Source organism: Caulobacter sp. NIBR1757 (genome assembly GCF_027912495.1).
Classification (GTDB): Bacteria; Pseudomonadota; Alphaproteobacteria; order Caulobacterales; family Caulobacteraceae; genus Caulobacter.
In genome coordinates this window covers 1,490,035-1,508,612 of record NZ_CP115463.1, presented here as the reverse complement: position 1 = coordinate 1,508,612, position 18,578 = coordinate 1,490,035, and the positions used below count along the sequence as shown (strand labels likewise).

Here is an 18,578-nt window from a genome sequence, read left to right as displayed (position 1 = left end):
ATGGCCGATTTCGACAACGAACCCGACGACCAGGATCGCGCCGAGGTCCTGGACGAAACCCACCTGACCGAAGACGGCGGCAATATCGCCAACTTCGACGACATCTCAGATGTCTATGACGCCACCGCCGCGGCGGACGACGCGGACATCGACGACCTCGATCCCGAGCGGAACGAGGCCGAGTTCGACGCCGCCGAATTCGATGACGACAGCCTTTCAGAAGAGCGGGACGACGCCGGCCTCCGCGCGGCGCCGGAAGATCGCAGCTTCGCAGCCGATGAGGATCGCGTGACCACAGAAGACGAACGCAGCCGTAACTACGAAGCCTCCGGCGGGACGGGCGACAAGTCCGACAAGACGGGCGTCGCCGCCGATCCGGGCGAGGATGCCCCGGACGAAAAGGACCCGCACGTCGATCGCCAGCTCGACAAAGGGCTGAAGGAGACCTTCCCGGCCAGCGACCCGGTGTCGATCAATCCCGGGGCGGACTGAGCCTGCAATAAGCGGGGAGCCGCGCCGCTTGCCGTAAGGTGAGCTCCGCGGCTTTTTCGCGTCCTGCGACGAAAACGCTTCACAGCGCGGTTGCGGACGCTAGTGTCCTCATTGAAACGTTTGTTTGGAGCGTCTGTTCGCTCCGAGGGGACCTGCATGACGACGCGCTTCGAAGGCACCAAGGATTACGTGGCGACCGACGACCTGAAGGTCGCGGTCAACGCCGCCATCGCCCTGCAGCGACCGCTGCTGATCAAGGGCGAGCCCGGCACCGGCAAGACCGTGCTGGCCGAGGAGATCGCCAAGGCGCTGGGCGCGCCGCTGATCACCTGGCATATCAAGTCGACGACCAAGGCCCACCAGGGCCTCTACGAGTACGACGCCGTCACCCGCCTGCGCGACAGCCAGCTGGGCGACGAGCGGGTCAAGGACGTCAAGAACTACATCAAGAAGGGCAAGCTCTGGGAGGCCTTCGAAGCCCCCGGCGTGCGGCCGGTGCTGCTGATCGACGAGATCGACAAGGCCGACATCGAATTCCCGAACGACCTCCTCCAGGAGCTCGATCGGATGGAATTCTACGTCTACGAGACGGACGAGACCATCAAGGCCGTCGTCCGCCCGGTGGTGATCATCACCTCGAACAACGAGAAGGAACTGCCGGACGCCTTCCTGCGCCGCTGTTTCTTCCACTACATCAAGTTCCCGGAAGCCGAGACGATGAACGCCATCGTCGAGGTCCACTACCCCGGGATCAAGCAGAAGCTGGTCGCCGAGGCGCTGCGCATCTTCTACGATATGCGTAAGGTTCCGGGCCTGAAGAAGAAGCCCTCGACCAGCGAACTCCTCGACTGGCTGAAGCTGCTGATGGTCGAGGACATCACCGAGGAGACCCTGAAGGAAAAGGATCCGACCAAGCTGATCCCGCCCCTGCACGGCGCCCTGCTGAAGAACGAACAGGACGTCCACCTGTTCGAACGCCTGGCCTTCCTGGCCCGGCGCGAAGGGGCGACGCGGCCGGGACAGTAGTCGCGGCGCATCCAGCCGACATGCAAAACTCCCTCGGGCCGCCCGGGGGAGTTTTTCTTTGCCGGGGCAGCGGTTACCGCGAATTCACTGGATAACGGACGGCCAGGGGGTCAATTTCAGCCTCGAGGTCGCCAACGGACTACCCAAGAGGGCTGAGACGACAATGAAAAGCAAGCTGATGACCGCTGTGGGCTGCGGCGCCATCCTCCTGACGCTGGGGGCGTGCGAAAGCCGGACCGAGTATCGGGCCCGCAAGGCCGAGCGCGAGGCGCTCAAGGTGGTGAGCAAGCTCGACTGTCCGGAGGCGGAAGGCAACCTGAAGCGCACTGCCGCGGCCGCTGACGGTCTGAGCTGCACCTACGCCGGCGACGGCTCGGAAGTGACCCTCAGGCTGGTGGCGGTGAGCAACGATCCGGCCCGGGCCCTCGAGCCCATCGAGGCCGAGCTGAAGGGCCTGTTCCCCGCCCTGCCCGCCACCCCGGAAACCCCGACCCCGCCGGCCAAGCCGGGTGAAGAGCCCGCCAAGACGGGCGAGGTGACCAGGGAGACGGTCTCCATGCCCGGCCTGCATGTCGAAACCGAGGAAGGCGGCGGTTCCGACAAGGCCAAGGTCCGGATGCCAGGCATCAGTGTCGACGCCGACGGTGACAAGGCGCGGGTCAAAATCCTGGGCGTCGAGATCAATGCCGACGAGAACGCCAGCGAAATTCGCATGACGCGGGACAGCTGGCGCACCGATGAAGGGGACTTCGATATCGACCTGTCGGGCGGTAAAGCCAACATCAAGGGCGATGGCGGCTTCTCGATCGGGGGCAAGCGCCGGCAGGGCTACCGCACGACCTTCGTGAAGACCACGGATTCGAAGGACGCGCCCTGGACCATCGCAGGCTACGAGGCGCAGGGCCCCAAGCGCGGGCCGCTGGTCGTGGCCGTGCTCAAGTCGAAGAAGCCGGCGGAAGGCGACGGCGAGGCCAAGCACCTGTTCCGCGACGCGACGGCGCTGGTGAAGTCGCAGTTCGGGGAATAGCACCTCGACCCAGGCTCTCCCCCCGCAAGCGGGGGGAGAATTGGCTCCTAGTCGACCGCCTGAACGTCAGTGACCTTGTAGGCCAGCAGGCGGCCGTCCTCGTCGGCGACTGAGACATACTCCCCGACCGCGAAGCGATGCTGGCCGAGCTTGTGCACGGCCTCGTCATCGGTGTCGGTCTGGTCATCGTAGTCGAAGTACCAGTTGTCCCGCCGACGGGCCAAACGGCCGTTTGTGGCGTCCTCGTCGGGGGCAAACCGTCGGACGGTGCAGTCGGCCTTGGCCTTCCCGAAGGCGTCGAGGTCGAGCATGCCGTCGTCGGTCAGCGGCGCGGTCAGGGTGTAGCCGCGATGGTCGTCGCCATCGGCGAATTCGGTGCCCGGATTGCGGGCAAGGCGCATGATGATGCGGGACAGGGTCATGCCTGTTTCTCCGTTTCTTGGGTTCAGTGAGAGAGGAAGAGCGACGGGCCGTCGTTGTTCAACAGGGTCCGGGTGGTGCCGCCGAAGATGTATTCCTGCAGCCGCGGATGGCCAAAGGCGCCGGCGACCAGCAGGCCTGCGCCAAGACGCTTGCAGGCGTCCAGGAGCAGTTGCGCGGCGTCGCCGTTCTCGGTCAGGACCTCGACCTCGGCCTTGACGCCACGATCGGTGAAGAAGGTCTGCAGCCGAGCGCCGTCGAAATTGCGCGACGAGGCGGCCGGGGCGCAGAGGATAACCACGCGCGACGCCTTTTCGAGCAGGGGCTGGGCGGTGCGGGCGGCGCGGCTGGCTTCCTTGCCGCCGTCCCAGGCGACGGCGACGACGCCGCCGACACTGAGCCCGGGGCGGGCGACGATGGTGGGGCGTTGTTCGTCGGCGACGGTCTGCTGGAAGGCCTCGGCCAACGGGCCGCGGCCGCGGGCGGCCTCGTCCGTGAAGACGACGACGTCGGAGAGCCGCCCCTCCATGGACAGACCGGCCCAGACAGGGGTTTCAAGGCTGACCAGACGGGCTTTCGCATAGCCGCAGGCGGCGACCGCCGCCTTGGCGGCGCGGGCGCCCTCGGCGGCAGCTTCCCTCAGGCTGTCCATGGCGGTGATCTGCACCCCGCCCATGAAGCCTTCGCCCATCCAGGGCATCAGGTCGGCGACATCGGCCGGGGCATGGACAGCAGCCAGTTCGGCGTCGAACGGCGCGGCGATGGCCGCGGCCGCCGCCAGAACCTGTTCGTCGCCGGCGCCGCCGGCCAGAGGCGCCATGATACGGGCCCAACTCATGAGACAGTCTCCATCCTGAACCAACGAATGTGAGGACATGGCGTTCCTGTCGTTGATCTTTGTCAAGCGATGCTCCAGTTGGACGTTCCCGAATGACCAGTGAGGAACGGTGAAATGGCCAAGGGCCCACGCGGCAAACAACCCAGAGCCTGGCAACGCATGCTGTCCGGCCGCCGCCTGGACCTGCTCGATCCCTCGCCCATGGATATCGAGATCGAGGACATCGCCCACGGCCTGGCCCGGGTGGCCCGCTGGAACGGCCAGACGGTCGGGGAGCACGGCTTTTCGGTCGCCCAGCATTCCCTGGTCGTCGAGGAGATCGCCGCCCATATCCAGCCTGACCTGGCGCCCCGCTGGCGCCTGGCCGCCCTGCTCCACGATGCCTCCGAGTATGTGATCGGCGACATGATCAGCCCGTTCAAGGCGGCGCTGGGGGTCTCTTACAAGGAGTTCGAGGAGCGGCTGGAGCATGCCATCCACGCCCGCTTCGGCCTGCCGGCCAAGACGCCGCAGAACATCAAGAAGCTGCTGAAGACCGCCGACCGGGCCTGCGCCTACTTCGAGGCGACGCAGCTGGCCGGGTTCACGGTCGAGGAAAGCCTGACCATCTTCGGGACCCCGCCGGCCGGCTATAATCTCGTCATCCACCCCCAGCCCCCGGCCGAGGCGCAGGAGCGCTATGTCGCGCGCTTCCACACCCTGTCGGAAGCGGCCGGCTATGAGCGGACACCGCAGGCCTTCAGCACCGAATGACGATGCGCCCATGACCCTGATTGTCAGCCCGCTGCGCGACGCCCCGACGGTCATCAAGTGGAAGAAGCCGTCGCACGTCATCACCCTTCTGGAAGAGGGCCTGATGAGCCAGGCGCCGCGGGCGCTGTATCCGGACCGGCACCTGAAGCTGGCCGTGCATGACATCTGGGAAGAGGTGGCGGGCGAGACTCTGCCCGACAGCGGCCTGGTGCAGAAGGTGCTGGATTTCTCGCGGACCTGGGACGGGCGCGACCCGATGCTGGTGCATTGCTGGGCGGGGGTCAGCCGATCCACCGCAAGCGCCTTCATCGTCGCCTGCGACCGTAATCCGGACGCCGACGAGACGGTGATCGCCCAGGCCCTGCGCAAGGCTTCGCCGGGGGCGACGCCCAACCCGCTGATCGTGCGGCTGGCCGACGACGTCATGGGCCGGGGCGGCCGGATGGTCGATGCCGTGCAATCCATCGGCAAGGGCGTCTATGTGTATCCCGGCGCGCCGTTCGAGATGCCGTCGCGCTACTGACGAGACGCCGCCTTTAGCCGCGTCCAAAAATCCTCTATCCCCGGGACTCATGAACCCGTCCGTCGTCATCGGCCTGTCCGCCGTCATCGTCGCCATCCGCGACGGCGAGGCCGTGGTGCTGACCGTGCGGCCAGAGGCGGCGGCGGGGTTGCCGTTCGGGCCGTTCAAGCCGGACAGCGACCGGACGTTCGAGCTGGCGCTGCGCGAGTTCGTGGCCAGCCAGACGGGGTTCGAGCTCGGCTATGTCGAGCAGCTCTACACCTTCGGCGACCGCGGGCGGGATGCGCCGCGGGCCGAGGTCGGGGCCGGGGCGGCGCGGGTGGTGTCGGTGGGCTATCTGGCGCTGACGCCGTCGGCCAGCGGCAGCCTGGCGGCCGATACCGTGTGGGCGCCGTGGTCCAGGTTCTTTCCCTGGGAGGACTGGCGCAAAGGGCGGCCGGACCTGATCGACGAGGGCATCAGGCCGGCCCTGATGGCCTGGGCCGGCAAGGATGCCGGACGCATGGCGCGGGCCCGGCTGGCCTTCGCCCTCGACGGCGCGCCCTGGAACGAGGAGCGGATGCTCGAGCGCTATGAGCTGCTCTACGAGGCGGGCTTGGCGCCAGAGGCGGCGCGCGACGCGGCCCGGGCCGAGGGCCGCGACCCGCCCGAACCGGCCGCCCTTTCGGCGGCGCTGGGCGAGCCGATGATCAGCGACCACCGACGGATCCTGGCGACCGGGCTGGGTCGACTGCGCGGCAAGCTGAAATACCGGCCGGTGGTGTTCGAACTGATGGCCGGGGAGTTCACCCTGTCGGCCCTGCAGAAGACGGTCGAGGCCATCGCCGGCATCCCGCTGCACAAGCAGAACTTCCGCCGGGTGGTCGAGCGGACCGGGCTGGTCGAGGGGCTGGGGCGGATGGATGTCGAGACCGGTGGGCGGCCGGCGGAGCTGTTCCGGTTCCGGCGCGAGGAGCTGCAGGCGCGTCCGGCGCTGGGGCTGAGCTTGCCGGGGGTGAGGGACTAGGCCCCACGCGCCACCCCACCGTGGTGGGGGTGGGTGTGGCGCCCTACTCCGCCGCCATCGGGGGCGCGGGGTCAGCCGCCGCGTCCGCCTTCTGACGCGCCAGCCATTTGGCCTTCAACGTCGCCGAGGTCTCGCGCGACCCGTCCGGGCTCCAGCCCGGCGGGCCGAACAGGTAGCCCAACACCTCCTTCAGGGACCGCGAGCCGGCGAGGTCCTTGCCGATGCCGATCCATTCATGAAACGCCACGCGCAGGATGTTGAAATCGCCGAGGTTCTTGACCAGGCCATAGCGCGGCGGTTCAGCGTCGGTTTCAGGAATGTAGGTGCCGAACATCCGGTCCCAAATGATCAGGATGCCGGCGTAGTTGGCGTCCAGGTAGCGCGGGTTGCGGGCGTGGTGGACGCGGTGATGGCTCGGGGTGTTGAACACCGCCTCGAACCAGCGGGGCATTCTGTGAATCGCCTCGGTGTGGATCCAGTACTGGTAGACGAGGCTGATACCCTTCTGGATGGCGATCATCGCCGGCGGGAAGCCGATCAGGGCCATGGGCAGCCAGAGGATCCAGGTGCCGGCGATGCCGCCGGTCCAGGTCTGACGCAGGGCGGTCGCCAGGTTGTAGTGCTGGGAGGAGTGGTGGTTGACGTGGCTGGCCCACCAGAAGCGGCGCTCGTGACTGAGGCGATGGAACCAGTAGTAGGTGAAATCCTCGAGGAAGAAGATGGCGACCCAGGCCCACCAGGCGGTCATCGGAATGTCGAAGATGCGGTGCTGCCAGACCCAGATGACCACCGCGACGATGGCCGCGCCGGTCAACAGGCCGGCGACATTGCTCCCCAGGCCCATCAGAAGCGAGGTGGCCGTGTCCCGGGCCTCGTAGCTGGCCTTCACCTTCCGGAAGCGGCGCAGCAGGATTTCGCCGACAATGGTGACGACGAACAGGGGTATGGCCAGGGTGACCGGGTCGAAGGCCGGCTTGATCGGATCGAGGGTCATGCGGCGTCTCTGGCGGCGACCAGGCCTTCGGGGGCTTGCGGGGGCCAAGGCGTGACGCCGCTGACGGCCAGCGAGAGTTTCGGGGCGGCGGGGTCGGGGGTGCGCAGGCGAACGCGGCCGCCGCGGATCGGCGCGTTGACCGCGGCGGTCCAGGCCATGTCACGGGTGACCCAGCTGTCGCCCAGTTGAGCCAGAACCAGGGCGTGGCCGCCGCTGCGGGCGATGGCGCCGAGGCCGTCGGCGGCGATCCAGACGGCGTCGATCGGATAGCCGGGGTAGTCGATATCCAACAGATGCCGGGCAGTCGGCACGTCCAGCGGCTCGGTCGGGCGCGGAATCCGGGCCCAGGCGGCGAGGCCGACCATGGCGGCGACCGCCACGGCTGAGCCGATCAGCTGTATCAGCAGGCTGTTCACATGGACGCTCCGTTCCCCGGGCGCGGAGTCTCTCCAGACTGGCGTCGGCGTCAATGAAAAAGGCCCCCGCCGGGTGGCGGGGGCCTGTTCCACATAGTCGCGGCTTGGCTGGTCCTAGAACTTGCGGACGTAGCTGAGGCCAACCGAGTCGGCATCGCCGTTGTCGGTGTCGTGGCGGGTGACATCGAGACGGATGCCGTCCTTGTCGTTGAAGAAGTACTGGCCGCCGATGCCGTAGGCGACGCCGTCCACGTCACCCGAGGCGGAGGCGCCGGGGACGGAGATGTCGAAGTCGGACTTGGCGTAGCCGACGCGGGCGAACAGATCGACCTTCGGCGAGACCGGCAGATAACCGACGGCGAAGGCGCCGACTTCATAGTTCAGATCGACGTTGGCGCGGACGCCACCGATGTTGGTCGAGTCGTCGGAAACGCCGCCGGCCAGTTCGCCTTCGACACCGAAATACTGACCAAAGCGGGCGCCGACGCGGCCCTGAACGGCGCCCAGATCAGCGCCTTCGGCGTTGATGGTCGCGCCACCGATTGAGCCGTAGCCGGTGGGGGTCATGTCCTGGGCCATGGCCGGGGCGGCAATGGCGAGGGCGGCGACCGAGGCGGCGGCGATCATGAGAGATTTCATTGTTTTATACTCCTAGACTTAATGTCGTAGTTCAGAACCCCTCCTGCCCACGGTTAGGTATGGTGCAAACCCGACAATGCAACGGCGGTTCCGGGTTTTGATTGCGGCTAAACTGTTGCGTTGCGACCAAAGCACACACCCCGTTCTCCCACTCTCGGGACGGCGCGGGGGGTGACGCGGAACCGCAGCGTGCTATCAAGCGCACCGAAAACAATCGGGCGGACCCCAAGGGTCCCCGTCGGGAACTGGATCACCGTGCATCAGGCCGTCATCGCCGCCACCGGGCTGTTCACGCCCGAGCAGAGCATTTCCAACGAAGAGCTGGTCATCGCCTTCAACCGCTTCGTCGAGCTGCATAACGAACGCAACGCGCAGGCCATCGCCGCCGGCGAGATGGAGCCTCTGGCCCCCTCCTCGCCGGAGTTCATCGAGAAGGCGTCGGGCATTAAGGCCCGCTTCGTGATGGACAAGGCCGGCATCCTCGATCCCGAGGTGATGACCCCGCGCATCCCCGAACGGCCCAACGAGGAAATCTCGGTGCTGGCCGAGATGGCGGTCAAGGCGGCCAAACAGGCGATTGAGGCCTGGGGCAAGGACGTCAGCCAGATCGACGCGGTGCTGTGCGCCGCCTCGAACATGCAGCGGGCTTATCCGGCCATGGCGATCGAGGTGCAGCAGGCGCTGGGCATCGAGGGCTTCGCCTTCGACATGAACGTCGCCTGCTCGAGCGCCACCTTCGGCATCAAGACGGCGGCCGACTTCGTGGCCAGCGGTTCGGCCCGCGCCGTGCTGATGGTCAATCCTGAGATCTGTTCGGGCCACTTGAACTTCCGCGACCGCGACAGCCACTTCATCTTCGGCGACGTGGCCACCGCCGTGATCGTCGAGCGGGCCGAGGACGCGGCGCCGGGGCAGGGTTGGGAGATTCTCGGCACGCGCCTGAAGACCGTCTTCTCCAACAACATCCGCAACAACTTCGGCTTCCTCAACCGCGCCGCGCCGGAGGGCATCGGAGCAAGGGACAAGCTGTTCGTCCAGGAGGGCCGCAAGGTGTTCCGCGAGGTGGTGCCGATGGTCAGCGAGATGATCGTCGATCATGCCGGCGAGATCGGCGTCGATCCGCATGGCCTGAAGCGCATGTGGCTGCACCAGGCCAACATCAACATGAACGAGATGATCGGCAAACGGGTGCTCGGCCGCGACCCCCAGCCCGGCGAGAACGTCATCATCCTCGACGACTACGCCAACACCAGCTCGGCGGGCTCGATCATCGCCTTCCACCTGCACCACGACGGCTTCGACGCGGGCGATACCGGGCTGATCTGCAGCTTCGGCGCCGGCTATTCGGCCGGCACGGTGTTTGTGCGGAAGCGCTAGCCCCTCCCCTCTTGCCAACCCGGGCAAGCCGGTCCCTCATGCCCGCCCACCATTTCGAGGGCAGGCGATCTACATGGACATCGGCGTTTTCATTCCTATCGCCAACAACGGCTGGATCATGTCGGCGACCTCGCCGCAGTACATGCCGACGTTCGAGCTGAACAAGCAGGTGACGCTGAAGGCCGAGAAGTACGGGCTGGATTTCGCCCTCTCGATGATCAAGCTGCACGGCTTCGGCGGCGAGACCGAGTTCTGGGACTATGCCCTCGAGAGCTTCACCCTGATGGCCGGCCTGGCGGCCGTGACCAGCAAGATCAAGCTCTATGCCTCGGTGCCGGTGCTGGCCATTCCGGCCCCGATCGCGGCGCGGATGGCGGTGACCATCGACTCGATCTCGAACGGACGGTTCGGGATCAACATCGTCTCCGGCTGGCAGAAGGCCGAGTACGACCAGATGGATATCTGGCCGGGCGAGAAGCACTTCCTCAATCGCTACGACTTCTGCGCCGAGTATGTGACGGTGATGAAGGAGCTGTGGCGCGACGGGGAGTCGAACTTCAAGGGTGAGTTCCTCACCATGAAGGACTGCAAGCTGCTGCCCAAGCCGCAGGCCGACATCAAGATCGTCTGCGCCGGCCAGAGCCAGACCGGCGTCGATTTCGCCGCCAAGTACGCCGACTACAACTTCTGCTTTGGCATGGGGCTGAACGAGCCGAAGAAGTGCGCCGAGGCGGTGGCCCGCAATGTCGCCGCCGCCAAGAAGGCCGGGTCGAACACCGGCGCCCTCCTCCTTTTCATGATCATCGCCGACGAGACGGACGAGGCGGCGATGGAGAAGTGGGAGCACTACAAGAAGGGCGCCGACCTCGACGCCATCGCCTGGATGAACCACCAGGGCGAGGCCGATCCGCGTGCGTCGCTGGACGTCAGCGCCATCTACATGAGCCGGCCGCCGTCGGCGATGAACCTCAACATCGGCACCCTGGTGGGATCGTACGAGACGGTCGCGAAGCTGATGGACGAGATCGCCGAGGTCGAGGGCGCCGCCGGCGTGCTGCTGACCTTCGACGACTTCCTCATCGGCCTCGACCAGTTCGGCCAGCGCATCCAGCCGCTGATGAAGACGCGCGCCGATGTCGTCCCTGCGTGATCGTCCGCAATCGATGGCGCAGGCGCGGCCGGGGGCGGTGATGCTGCCGGCCCGTCCGGAAGCCGTGCCGCTGAGCCCGAACGACACGGCGCTGATCGTCGTCGACATGCAGAACGCCTACGCCTCGCCGGACGGCTATCTCGACAAGGCCGGCTTCGACATCGCCGGCGCCGCCGCCGTCATCGGCCAGATCGCCCAGGCGACCGAGGCGGCCCGGTCGGCCGGCGTGCAGGTGGTCTATTTCCAGAACGGCTGGGACCCGGATTACGTCGAGGCCGGCGGCGAGGGATCGCCCAACTGGTGGAAGTCCAACGCCCTGAAGACCATGCGCGAGAAGCCCGAACTGGAGGGCAAGCTGCTGGCCAAGGGCGGCTGGGACTATGAGCTGGTCGAGGCCCTGAAACCCCAGTCCGGCGACATCGTCATCCAGAAGCCGCGCTACAGCGCCTTCTTCAACACCTCGCTGGACTCGGTGTTGCGCGCCCGGGGCATCCGCAATCTGGTGTTTGTCGGAATCGCCACCAACGTCTGCGTGGAATCGACCCTGCGCGACGCCTTCCACCTGGAATACTTCAGCGTCATGCTGGAGGACGCCGTCCACCAGGCGGGCCCGGCCTTCCTGCAGGAGGCCACCGTCTACAACGTCGAGAAGTTTTTCGGCTGGGTGAGCAACACCGCCGATTTCTGCGGGGCGATCCGCCAGGCCCCGCCAACCTGAAGAGAGCAAGATGCCCAAGACCGTCATCACCCCGCCCGGGACCGTCACCCCCATCGCCCCCTTCTCGCCCGGAACCCTGGCCGATGGCGTGGTCTACGTCTCCGGCACCCTGGCCTTCGACAAGGACAACAACGTCGCCCATGTCGGCGACGCCGAGGGCCAGACGCGGCAGGTGCTGGAGACCATCAAGTCGGTGATCGAGACCGCCGGCGGGACCATGGACGACGTCACCATGAACCACATCTTCCTCAAGGACTGGGCCGACTACGGCGCCATGAACAAGGTCTATGCGGAGTATTTCCCGGGTGAGAAGCCGGCTCGCTTCTGCATCGTCTGCGGCCTGGTGCGGCCCGACTTCCTGGTCGAGATCGCCTCGATCGCCCACATCGGGAAATAACCATCCGTCGAGTCGCCGACCAACGTTCGACAACTCAGGGTTAGGTTCCAATAACCCTGTTCGCGAGAAATTTGAGACCCAGACAAGGCGAAGGGGCGCACCGGGGGGGTGGTGCGCCCCTTCTTTTGTCAGGCGCGGGGGGATGCGCCGTGACGCCTGCCTGGATCGGATTGGGGGGGACCCAGGCAGGATTCGAATCTCGGTGTCAGTTCAGGCCGTCGCTCCGCCCCCCAACGCCTTGTACAGTGTGGCAGAAGTTTGCGCCCTCACAAGCCATAGCGCAACCAAAGCCTTCTCTGCGCTGTATCTGGTTCTTTGGGCATCTAGCAAGACCAGATAGCTATCTATGCCCTGCTCATAGCGGATTCTTGAAAGCCGCTCGGCATCCTGCGCGGCGATCAAAAGGCGAGTCGCCGCCTCAAGTCGCCTGTTGAGCGTCGTTTGAACGGCCAGGGCGTCGGAAACCTCGCGGAAAGCGGTCTGGACGGTTTTCTCATACTGGGCGAGCGCAATGTCGTGATCGACCTTTGCAACCCTGAGATTTGCCGCGTTCGCCCCCCCGTCAAAGATCGGCAGGCTGACGGCCGGGGCGAAGCTCCAGGCGCCCGAGCCGCCGCCGAACAGTCCCGACAGCTCGGTGCTGGCCGAGCCGGCGCTGGCGGTCAGGGTGATGCGCGGGAAGAAGGCCGCGCGGGCGGCGCCGATGTTGGCGTTCATGCCCCGCAGGCTGTGCTCGGCGGACAGCACGTCGGGCCGCCGGGCCAGCACCTCCGACGGCACCCCGGCCGGCAGGTCGTGGCGGATGGCCAGGCCCCGCAGGTCCCCGGTCGGCAGCATGTCGGCCGGCACGTCGGTTCCGGCCAGCAGGGTCAGGGCATTGCGGTCGCGGGCCACCTGGGCCTGGGCGGTGGCCAGATCGCCCCTTGCCTGTTCGACCAGGGTCTCGGCCTGACGCACCTCCAGCAGGTTGGCGGCCCCGCCCTCCTGCCGCCGCCTGGTCAGCGCAAGGGACTCTTCGCTGGATTTGAGCGTGTTTTGCGAAACGGTCAGCAGGTCCTGGTCGGCGGCCAGCGTCACCCAGGCGGTGGCCGTCTCGGCGATCAGGCTGATCTGCACCGCCCGCCGGGTCTCGGCGGTGGCCAGATAGGTCTGCAGGGCCGCGTCGTTGAGGCTTCGCACCCGGCCGAACAGGTCCAGCTCATAGGCCGTGACGCCGAGGCTGGCGCTGTAGCTGTCCGACTCGACGGCCGACGGGGTTCCGGCCACCTCGCCCGGCGTGCGCGAGCTCGAGCCGGAGACGCCGGCATCGACGGACGGCAGGGAACTGGCGCGCTGGACGCGGTACTGGGCCCGCGCTCGCTCGATGTTCAGCACGGCGACCCGCAGGTCGCGGTTCTGGTCGAGGGCCAGCTGGATGACGCCCTGCAGGCGCGCGTCCTGATAGACATCCTTCCAGGCCAGGTCGGCGGCGCTGGCCGTCTGTCCCGCCGCCGCCCCGTCCGGCCACGACTGGGCCACCGGCAGGACGGGCGTCTCATAGGCCGGCGCCATGGAGGCGCAGGCCGAGAGGGCGGTGGAGGCCATCAGGATGGCGGCGACAAGGGCGCGGTTCATTGGGCGCCTCCTTCCAGCGAGGGGTTGGCCAGCGAAGGTTGGGCCAGCACGGGCGTTGCCGCCTTCGGCTTGCGTTTGAAGAACCGCTGCACCAGCACAAAGAACAGCGGCACGAAGACCAGACCCAGGACGACCCCGAACAGCAGGCCGCCGATGACCCCGGTGCCGACGGCGTTCTGCGCCCCGGAACCGGCCCCGTTGGAGATGGCCAGCGGCAGCACCCCGAACATGAAGGCCAGGCTGGTCATCAGGATCGGTCGCAGGCGGATACGCACCGCCTCCAGGGTGGCGTCGATCAGCTCCGCCCCCTTGGCCATGGCTTCGCGGGCGAACTCGACGATCAGGATGGCGTTCTTGGCCGCCAGCCCCATGGTCGTCAGCAGACCGACCTGGAAGTAGATGTCGTTGCTGAGACCCCGCAGGGTGGTCGCCAGCACCGCCCCCAGCACCCCCAGCGGGATGGCCAGGATGACGGCGATGGGGATGGTCCAGCTCTCGTAGAGGGCGGCCAGCAGCAGGAAGACCACCAGGATGGAGATGCCGTACAGCATCGGCGCCTGGCCGCCCGACTCCTGCTCCTGCAGCGACAGGCCGGTCCATTCGTAGCCGATTCCGGCCGGCAGCTTGCCGATCAGGCTCTCCATGGCCTTCATGGCGTCGCCCGAGCTCTTGCCGGCGGCGGCCGAGCCCTGGATGTTGACCGAGGGCACGCCGTTGTACCGCTCCAGCCGCGAGGGTCCGTAGGTCCAGCTGACCTCGGCCACGGCGCTGAGCGGCACCATCTGGCCGGCGTTGTTGCGCAGCTGGATCTGGCTGAGGTCCTCGGGCCGGCTGCGGTACGGGGCGTCCGCCTGCATGTAGACCTTCTTGACCCGGCCGCGGTCGATGAAGTCGTTGACGTACGACCCGCCCAGGGCGCTGGAGATGGTGGTGTTGATGTCGCTGATGGAGAGGCCCAGCGCCTGGGCCTTGGCTTGGTCGACCGTCAGCTTCAGCTGCGAGGTGTCGTCCTGGCCGTTGGGCCGAACGCCGGTGACGGCCTTCTCCTGGCCGGCCATGCCCAGCAGCTGGCCACGCGCCGCCAGCAGGGCCTCGTGACCGACGCCGCCGACGTCCTTCAGCTGCAGGTCGAAGCCGGAGCTGTTGCCCAGCTCGGTCACCGCCGGAGGAACGAGGGCGAAGATCATCGCCTCGCGAATCTGGCCGAAGGCCCCCATGGCCCGGTCTGCGATGGCCGGCGCGCGCAGCTTGGCCGAGGTGCGGTCCTCGAAGGGTTTGAGCCGGATGAAGCCGATGCCGGCGTTCTGGCCGGCCCCGGAGAAGCTGAAGCCGGCGACGGTGAACATCGACTGCACCGCGTCCTTCTCATCGACCAGGAAGTGGTTCTCGACCTTGCGCAGGGTGTTCAGGGTCTGGTCCTGGGTCGAGCCGGCGGGCAGCTGCACCTGGACCATCATCATCCCCTGGTCTTCCGGCGGCAGGAAGCTGGACGGCAGGCGGACGAACAGGATGCCCATTACGACCAGGATGCCGGCGAAGATGGCCAGGTAGCGGAGGCTGCGCCCGAACATCGTGGCCACGAAACCGGCGTACCAGTCGCGGCCCTTGTTGAAGTTGCGGTTGAACCATCCGAAGACGCCCTTGTCCGTATAGGCGTGGCCCTTTCCGACCGGCTTCAGCAGGGTGGCGCAGAGGGCCGGCGTCAGCACCAGGGCGACGAAGACCGACAGCACCATGGCCGTGACCAGGGTGATCGAGAACTGGCGGTAGATGACCCCCTGCGACCCACCGAAGAAGGCCATCGGCACGAACACCGCCGACAGCACCGCGGCGATGCCGATCAGGGCGCCGGTGATCTCGCCCATCGACTTCTTGGTGGCCTCCTTGGGACTGAGGCCCTCCTCGCTCATCAGGCGCTCGACGTTCTCGACCACGACGATGGCGTCATCGACCAGCAGGCCGATGGCCAGCACCAGGGCGAACATCGTCAGGGTGTTGATCGAGTAACCGAAGGCGAACAGCACGGCCATGGTGCCGAGCAGCACGATCGGCACGGCGATGGCCGGGATCAGGGTGGCGCGCCAGTTCTGCAGGAAGACGAACATGACCAGGAAGACCAGAACCATGGCCTCGGCCAAGGTCTTGACCACCTCCTCGATCGACTTCTCCACGAACGGGGTGGAGTCGTAGCCGATGGCGTAGCTGATGCCTTCGGGGAAGACCTTCGACTGCGCTTCCAGTTCCTTGTTGACCCGCCCGGCGGTGTCCAGGGCATTGGCCCCGGCCGCCAGCTTGATGGCGAAACCGGCCGCCGGCTTGCCGTTGAAGCGGGAGGCGGATTGATAGCTGTCGGCCCCCAGTTCGACGCGGGCGACATCCGACAGCCGCACGGCCGAACCGTCGGTCGTCGACTTGACGACGATCTGGCGGAACTCCTCGGGCGTGCTCAGCCGCGTCTGGGCGGTGATGGTGGCGTTGAGCGAGGCGCCCGCCGCGGTCGGCGGGCCGCCGATCTGGCCGGCCGAGACCTGGGCGTTCTGGGCCTTGATGGCGTTGGAGATGTCGGTCGGGGTGACCCCGACGCCGGCCATCTTCACCGGGTCCAGCCAGATGCGCATGGCGTATTGCGAGCCGAACAGCTGCACCTCGCCGACGCCGTCGACGCGGCTGATGGCGTCGACCAGGGTCGAGGCGGCGTAGTCGCCGAGGTCAGTGCTGCTCTTTGAGCCGTCCGGCGAGAAGAGGCCGACGACCATCATGAAGTTGCGGGCCGATTTGGCGACGGTCAGCCCCTGCTGCTGCACCTCGTTGGGCAACAGGGCGGTGGCCGACTGCAGCTTGTTCTGCACCTGGACCTGGGCGATGTCCGGGTCGGTGCCGGCGGAGAAGGTCAGGGTGGTGCTGGCCTGGCCCGAGCCGTCACTGGACGAGCTCATGTACTGCAGGCCGTCCAGACCCTTCATCTTCTGTTCGATGATCTGGGTGACGCTGTCCTCGACCGTCTTGGCCGAGGCGCCGGGATAGCTGGCGCTGATCGACACCTGCGGCAGGGCGATGGACGGATACTGCGCGATCGGCAGGTTCATGATCGAGAGAGCGCCGGCCAGCATGACGATGATGGCCAGCACCCAGGCAAAGATCGGGCGGTCGATGAAAAAGCGCGAGAGCATCTGGGTCGGGTCCTAGCGCTTGCCGGCGGCGGCTTGAGCGGGCGCGCCGGCCTGGGCCACGCGCACGTCGCCCCCTGGCTGCACCGATTGCAGCCCCTCGACGATGACCTTGTCGCCAGGCTTGAGGCCGGCGGTGACCACCCATTTGTCGCCCTTGGTCTGGTCGGCCGTGACGGCCCGCGTCTGGGCCTTGTTGTCGGCCCCGACGACCAGGACGCTGGCGCCGCCCTTGGGGTCGCGGGTGACGGCCGTCTGCGGCACCAGGATGGCGTCGGCGGCTACGCCCGTGGTCAGACGGGCGCGGACATACATGCCGGGCAACAACGTCCCTTGCGGGTTGGCGAAGACGGCGCGCAGGCCGATGGAGCCGGTGCCGGCATCAACCGTCACGTCGGAGAAGGCCAGGCGGCCCTCGATCGGATACTCGCTTCCGTCCTCGAGGATCAGCTTCACCGCCGTCGTGCCGGACTGGTCGAGCTGACCGCTGGACAGGCGGGCCCGCAGCTTGAGCAGATCGGTCGAGGACTGGCTGAGATCGACGTAGACGGCGTCCATCTTCTGGACCGTGGCCAGCGGGGCGACCTGGCTGGCGGTGACCAGGGCGCCGGGCGTGACGCTCGACTTGCCGATCCGTCCACTGATCGGGGCGGTGACGCGGGTGAAGTTCAGGTTGATGCGGGCCGTATCGACGGCGGCCTTCTGGAAGGCGACGTTGGCCTGGGCCTGCTTGAAGGCCGACTGGGCGTCGTCGTTGTCCTGCTTGCTGACCGCGCCGGTGGCGGCCAGGGCGCCGTAGCGGTCGGCCTTCAGCTTCGCCGAATCGCGCGCCGCCTCGGCCTGGGCCAGGCCCGCCCGGGCGCTGTCATAGGCCGCCTGATAGGTGGCCGGATCGATCTGGTAGAGCAGCTGGCCGGCGCGAACCAGGCCGCCCTCGACGAAGTGGCGGCTCTTGATGATGCCGCCGACCTGCGGCCGCACTTCGGAGACCAGCACCGCCGAGGTGCGGCCCTGCAGCTCGGTGGTCAGGGTGACCGGCTCGGCCCTGGCCACCAGGACGCCGACCTGGGCCGGACCGCCAAAACCATTCTGGGCATTGGCGTTGCCGTCGCCGCAGCCGGACAGGGCCATCGCAGCCAGGGTCAGGGCGATGGCGCCCGCTTGAATCGAGGAGGTGCGCGGACGGGTGTCTCGCGGGGAGCGCTGACGCATGGGGAGGAGGCCTTGCTGGATACACACAAATGTGAGAATGAACGTTCATTCTCAGTTCAGGCATACCTAGATAGGGCCTGACGCCAAGTCAACGGCGGCGAGGCGATTTTGTCTCGGACCGCAAACCGGTACATAGCGTTAAGCAAGGAAACCATGATCGACGCCCCGTCCCCTTCCCGCCCCTCGACCGAGGCGCGCCGCCGGCAGATCCAGGACGCTGCGGCGGCCTGTTTCCGGCGTTCGGGATTTCATGGGGCGAGCATGCAGGAGATCGCCAGGACGGCGAACCTCAGCGTCGGCCAGATCTATCGCTACTTCGAAAACAAGGAAGCGATCATCGAGGCCATCGTCGAACAGGACCTGGCCGACAAGCGCGAGAAGTTCGCCGAGTTCTACGAGACCCCGGGCGACATGGCCGAACATATGGTCGAGAACTGCGCCGGGGCCATCGACAAGTTCTGGGACAGGGACCGCGCCGCCCTGATGCTCGAGGTGCTGGCCGAAGCGGCCCGCAACCCCAGGGTCGCCGCCATCCTGCATCGCCGTGACGAGCAGGAACACGAGATGACCGAGCAGTTCCGCAGCCGCATTCGTCGCCAGGGCTGGACCGAGGAAGAGACGGAACTGCGTGGCGAGTTGATCACCATGATGTTTGACGGCATGGCCTCGCGGTCGATCAACAGCAACATCGACCCCGCCCGCCTGTCGCCGGTTCTCAAGAAGGTGATGGGGGCGATCCTGGGCGTCGAGCTCCCGCCGCATCACCCCTGCCCGAACGACGCGGCCACCGACAAAAAGTGACCCCGGGG

Annotated in this window: 19 protein-coding genes; 11 read left to right on the top strand and 8 right to left on the bottom strand. The window is 67.0% G+C overall.

The window, feature by feature from the left end; genetic code table 11:
* From O5I81_RS07335 to O5I81_RS07325, 3 genes are all read left to right on the top strand, one after another.
* A complete protein-coding gene (locus O5I81_RS07335) occupies positions 1-492 on the top strand; it encodes a primosomal protein (RefSeq protein WP_271068294.1) in 492 nt (163 codons plus the stop codon).
* Positions 493-648: 156 nt separating this feature from the next.
* Positions 649-1,518 carry a MoxR family ATPase gene (locus O5I81_RS07330; protein WP_271068293.1) on the top strand — a complete coding sequence of 290 codons (870 nt, stop codon included), beginning with the start codon at positions 649-651 and terminating at the stop codon, positions 1,516-1,518.
* A 163-nt stretch (positions 1,519-1,681) separates the two neighbouring features.
* Positions 1,682-2,545: a hypothetical protein gene (locus O5I81_RS07325; RefSeq protein WP_271068292.1), complete on the top strand. Its 864-nt coding sequence runs from the start codon at positions 1,682-1,684 to the stop codon at positions 2,543-2,545.
* Positions 2,546-2,592: 47 nt separating this feature from the next.
* Here the strand turns inward: O5I81_RS07325 and O5I81_RS07320 are convergent, their stop codons facing one another.
* Together O5I81_RS07320 and O5I81_RS07315 are read right to left on the bottom strand one after the other, a co-directional pair.
* Positions 2,593-2,967: a hypothetical protein gene (locus tag O5I81_RS07320; protein WP_271068291.1), complete on the bottom strand. Its 375-nt coding sequence runs from the start codon at positions 2,965-2,967 to the stop codon at positions 2,593-2,595.
* Between the two features lie 23 nt (positions 2,968-2,990).
* The gene (locus tag O5I81_RS07315; protein ID WP_271068290.1) at positions 2,991-3,803 is read right to left on the bottom strand and encodes a universal stress protein; all 813 of its coding nucleotides are present in this window, start codon (positions 3,801-3,803) and stop codon (positions 2,991-2,993) included.
* Between the two features lie 114 nt (positions 3,804-3,917).
* On the opposite strand from O5I81_RS07315, the gene O5I81_RS07310 reads away from it, so the two are divergent.
* From O5I81_RS07310 to O5I81_RS07300, 3 genes are read left to right on the top strand one after another with little or no spacing between them, the layout of a single operon-like run.
* On the top strand, positions 3,918-4,556 hold the full coding sequence (locus O5I81_RS07310) for an HD family hydrolase (protein WP_271068289.1): 639 nt from the start codon (positions 3,918-3,920) through the stop codon (positions 4,554-4,556).
* Between the two features lie 10 nt (positions 4,557-4,566).
* Entirely contained in the window at positions 4,567-5,079 is a 513-nt protein-coding gene (locus O5I81_RS07305) for a hypothetical protein (protein ID WP_271068288.1), read from the top strand.
* A gap of 49 nt (positions 5,080-5,128) precedes the next feature.
* Positions 5,129-6,085: an NAD regulator gene (locus tag O5I81_RS07300; protein WP_271068287.1), complete on the top strand. Its 957-nt coding sequence runs from the start codon at positions 5,129-5,131 to the stop codon at positions 6,083-6,085.
* A 43-nt stretch (positions 6,086-6,128) separates the two neighbouring features.
* On the opposite strand, the gene O5I81_RS07295 is transcribed toward O5I81_RS07300, so the two are convergent.
* The 3 genes from O5I81_RS07295 to O5I81_RS07285 all read right to left on the bottom strand — a co-directional run bounded on the left by O5I81_RS07295 (position 6,129) and on the right by O5I81_RS07285 (position 8,134).
* Positions 6,129-7,079, bottom strand: a complete 951-nt coding sequence (locus O5I81_RS07295) for a sterol desaturase family protein (protein WP_271068286.1) — start codon at positions 7,077-7,079, stop codon at positions 6,129-6,131.
* Positions 7,076-7,495, bottom strand: coding sequence for a hypothetical protein (locus O5I81_RS07290; protein ID WP_271068285.1), 420 nt, complete (start codon positions 7,493-7,495; stop codon positions 7,076-7,078). Before O5I81_RS07290 ends, O5I81_RS07295 begins: the two co-directional genes overlap by 4 nt.
* Positions 7,496-7,609: 114 nt before the next feature.
* Positions 7,610-8,134 carry a porin family protein gene (locus tag O5I81_RS07285; RefSeq protein ID WP_271068284.1) on the bottom strand — a complete coding sequence of 175 codons (525 nt, stop codon included), beginning with the start codon at positions 8,132-8,134 and terminating at the stop codon, positions 7,610-7,612.
* A gap of 255 nt (positions 8,135-8,389) precedes the next feature.
* On the opposite strand from O5I81_RS07285, the gene O5I81_RS07280 reads away from it, so the two are divergent.
* From O5I81_RS07280 to rutC, 4 genes are all read left to right on the top strand, one after another.
* Complete coding sequence (locus O5I81_RS07280; protein ID WP_271068283.1) at positions 8,390-9,511, top strand: beta-ketoacyl-ACP synthase III; 1,122 nt, start codon at positions 8,390-8,392, stop codon at positions 9,509-9,511.
* A gap of 73 nt (positions 9,512-9,584) precedes the next feature.
* Entirely contained in the window at positions 9,585-10,661 is a 1,077-nt protein-coding gene (gene rutA / locus O5I81_RS07275) for a pyrimidine utilization protein A (RefSeq protein ID WP_271068282.1), read from the top strand.
* The gene (rutB, locus tag O5I81_RS07270) at positions 10,645-11,379 is read left to right on the top strand and encodes a pyrimidine utilization protein B (protein WP_271068281.1); all 735 of its coding nucleotides are present in this window, start codon (positions 10,645-10,647) and stop codon (positions 11,377-11,379) included. The genes rutA and rutB overlap by 17 nt, the downstream gene beginning before the upstream one ends.
* 10 nt (positions 11,380-11,389) lie before the next feature.
* On the top strand, positions 11,390-11,776 hold the full coding sequence (rutC, locus tag O5I81_RS07265) for a pyrimidine utilization protein C (protein ID WP_271068280.1): 387 nt from the start codon (positions 11,390-11,392) through the stop codon (positions 11,774-11,776).
* 210 nt (positions 11,777-11,986) lie between these two features.
* Here rutC and O5I81_RS07260 read toward each other — a convergent pair whose 3' ends face one another.
* Genes O5I81_RS07260 through O5I81_RS07250 form a run of 3 tightly spaced genes read right to left on the bottom strand, consistent with a single transcriptional unit; the run spans position 11,987 to position 17,769 of the window.
* Positions 11,987-13,390, bottom strand: coding sequence for an efflux transporter outer membrane subunit (locus O5I81_RS07260; RefSeq protein ID WP_271068279.1), 1,404 nt, complete (start codon positions 13,388-13,390; stop codon positions 11,987-11,989).
* A complete protein-coding gene (locus O5I81_RS07255; protein WP_271068278.1) occupies positions 13,387-16,560 on the bottom strand; it encodes an efflux RND transporter permease subunit in 3,174 nt (1,057 codons plus the stop codon). Before O5I81_RS07255 ends, O5I81_RS07260 begins: the two co-directional genes overlap by 4 nt.
* 12 nt (positions 16,561-16,572) lie before the next feature.
* Positions 16,573-17,769 carry an efflux RND transporter periplasmic adaptor subunit gene (locus tag O5I81_RS07250; RefSeq protein WP_271068277.1) on the bottom strand — a complete coding sequence of 399 codons (1,197 nt, stop codon included), beginning with the start codon at positions 17,767-17,769 and terminating at the stop codon, positions 16,573-16,575.
* Positions 17,770-17,922: 153 nt separating this feature from the next.
* Between O5I81_RS07250 and O5I81_RS07245 the strand changes: the two genes are divergently transcribed.
* Entirely contained in the window at positions 17,923-18,570 is a 648-nt protein-coding gene (locus O5I81_RS07245) for a TetR/AcrR family transcriptional regulator (RefSeq protein ID WP_271068276.1), read from the top strand.
* Positions 18,571-18,578 lie beyond the last annotated feature (8 nt).

Bases quoted from the DNA above. Each gene is read 5' to 3' on its own strand.
- O5I81_RS07310 (WP_271068289.1), top strand. From the start codon at position 3,918: ATGGCCAAGGGCCCACGCGGCAAACAACCCAGAGCCTGGCAACGCATG.
- O5I81_RS07335 (WP_271068294.1), top strand. From the start codon at position 1: ATGGCCGATTTCGACAACGAACCCGACGACCAGGATCGCGCCGAGGTC.
- O5I81_RS07245 (WP_271068276.1), top strand. From the start codon at position 17,923: ATGATCGACGCCCCGTCCCCTTCCCGCCCCTCGACCGAGGCGCGCCGC.
- O5I81_RS07300 (WP_271068287.1), top strand. From the start codon at position 5,129: ATGAACCCGTCCGTCGTCATCGGCCTGTCCGCCGTCATCGTCGCCATC.
- O5I81_RS07315 (WP_271068290.1), bottom strand. From the start codon at position 3,803: ATGAGTTGGGCCCGTATCATGGCGCCTCTGGCCGGCGGCGCCGGCGAC.
- O5I81_RS07260 (WP_271068279.1), bottom strand. From the start codon at position 13,390: ATGAACCGCGCCCTTGTCGCCGCCATCCTGATGGCCTCCACCGCCCTC.
- O5I81_RS07285 (WP_271068284.1), bottom strand. From the start codon at position 8,134: ATGAAATCTCTCATGATCGCCGCCGCCTCGGTCGCCGCCCTCGCCATT.
- O5I81_RS07325 (WP_271068292.1), top strand. From the start codon at position 1,682: ATGAAAAGCAAGCTGATGACCGCTGTGGGCTGCGGCGCCATCCTCCTG.
- O5I81_RS07305 (WP_271068288.1), top strand. From the start codon at position 4,567: ATGACCCTGATTGTCAGCCCGCTGCGCGACGCCCCGACGGTCATCAAG.
- rutC (WP_271068280.1), top strand. From the start codon at position 11,390: ATGCCCAAGACCGTCATCACCCCGCCCGGGACCGTCACCCCCATCGCC.
- rutA (WP_271068282.1), top strand. From the start codon at position 9,585: ATGGACATCGGCGTTTTCATTCCTATCGCCAACAACGGCTGGATCATG.
- O5I81_RS07255 (WP_271068278.1), bottom strand. From the start codon at position 16,560: ATGCTCTCGCGCTTTTTCATCGACCGCCCGATCTTTGCCTGGGTGCTG.
- O5I81_RS07320 (WP_271068291.1), bottom strand. From the start codon at position 2,967: ATGACCCTGTCCCGCATCATCATGCGCCTTGCCCGCAATCCGGGCACC.
- O5I81_RS07250 (WP_271068277.1), bottom strand. From the start codon at position 17,769: ATGCGTCAGCGCTCCCCGCGAGACACCCGTCCGCGCACCTCCTCGATT.
- O5I81_RS07330 (WP_271068293.1), top strand. From the start codon at position 649: ATGACGACGCGCTTCGAAGGCACCAAGGATTACGTGGCGACCGACGAC.
- rutB (WP_271068281.1), top strand. From the start codon at position 10,645: ATGTCGTCCCTGCGTGATCGTCCGCAATCGATGGCGCAGGCGCGGCCG.
- O5I81_RS07295 (WP_271068286.1), bottom strand. From the start codon at position 7,079: ATGACCCTCGATCCGATCAAGCCGGCCTTCGACCCGGTCACCCTGGCC.